2 tRNA genes are annotated in these 201 nt (G+C 56.7%); both read left to right on the top strand.

Annotated elements, in window-relative coordinates:
* Nucleotides 1-76: transfer RNA gene (locus tag ACL9RI_RS27815), tRNA-Glu, on the top strand.
* A gap of 48 nt (nucleotides 77-124) precedes the next feature.
* Nucleotides 125-200: transfer RNA gene (locus tag ACL9RI_RS27810), tRNA-Ala, on the top strand.
* The last annotated feature ends 1 nt before the right edge of the window (nucleotide 201 follow it).

The raw sequence follows: 201 nt of genomic DNA, 5'->3' as shown, positions 1-201 counted from the left end.
GTCCCCATCGTCTAGAGGCCTAGGACATCACCCTTTCACGGTGAGTACAGGGGTTCGAATCCCCTTGGGGACGCCAGTTCAATCTGGTGTAGTGGTAAAAGAAGTAGCAGTGTTTCTGCGCCCGGGGGGTATAGCTCAGCTGGGAGAGCGCTTGCATGGCATGCAAGAGGTCAGCGGTTCGATCCCGCTTACCTCCACCAA

It is taken from the genome of Janthinobacterium sp. Mn2066 (genome assembly GCF_049319705.1).
Taxonomy (GTDB): Bacteria; Pseudomonadota; Gammaproteobacteria; order Burkholderiales; family Burkholderiaceae_D; genus Janthinobacterium.
This window is presented reverse-complemented; position numbering and strand designations above follow the sequence as displayed.